The organism is Paenibacillus sp. S29, assembly GCF_049319765.1.
In the GTDB taxonomy this organism is placed as follows: domain Bacteria; phylum Bacillota; class Bacilli; order Paenibacillales; family Paenibacillaceae; genus Paenibacillus; species Paenibacillus polymyxa_B.
The window spans coordinates 1-819 of the sequence record NZ_JBMOUI010000055.1; the positions used below are offsets into that span (position 1 = coordinate 1).

The following is an 819-nucleotide window of genomic DNA, read 5'->3' on the forward strand; positions in this document are numbered from 1 at the left end:
CAGCACCAGCACGTTACCGTCGAAAGCCACTTTATCCACCAGATGGCTTTGCGTTAACAATAGCTCTGCCCCCGAATCGTCTAGCATGTAGCGGATACGTTCCTCCGGATACGTCGGATCGATGGGCACATATGCACCCCCGGCTTTCAAAATGCCTAAGATCCCCACGATCAAGTCTACCGAACGTTCGGTCATCAGACCCACCAGTCGATCCTTCGTCACGCCTTGACTGCGTAAGGTACGAGCCAGACGATTCGCACGTGCATTCAGCTCGCGATAGGTCAGCTGCTCTCCTTCGAAGAACAACGCTGCCTGCTCCGGTGTCTGCGCCGTTTGTGTCTCGAACAAGCCATGAATCGTTTGCTCGCTTGGATACTCAGCAGCTGTATTTCCCCATACGCTGAGAATTTGCTCGCGCTCCTGCTCACTTACCATATCCAGCTCATGCACTCGAATGTCCGGCTTCGCCACCACCTGCTCCAACAGCTGTATCAGATGGCCCTGAGTCCGTTCAACGGCTTCCCGATCATATCGCTTCGCATTGTATTCAAATCGGATTTTCATCGCTTCCTGCGGCATAACAACCAGATTGAAATCATAGTTGGTTTGTTCAATCATGCCGGCATTGCGAATTTCAAAATCCGACTCTGCACCTTCGCCAAGTTGCTCGACCTGCTCCTCCACCGGATAGTTTTCAAACACGATAATGTGGTTGATCAGATCTTGCTTTTGCTCGCTCAAGGCTTGAATTTCATACAGCGGATACGTTTCATAATCTTGAGAAGTCAGCGCCTGCTGCTGATTCGTTCTGATCATGTC

The 819-nt window shown here is 51.0% G+C and carries 1 protein-coding gene; it reads right to left on the reverse strand.

The genetic code is table 11. The features are described 5' to 3' along the window. A partial coding sequence (locus tag ACL9RM_RS26420; protein ID WP_414126696.1) for an AMP-binding protein occupies nucleotides 1-819 on the reverse strand: 819 nt, incomplete at both ends.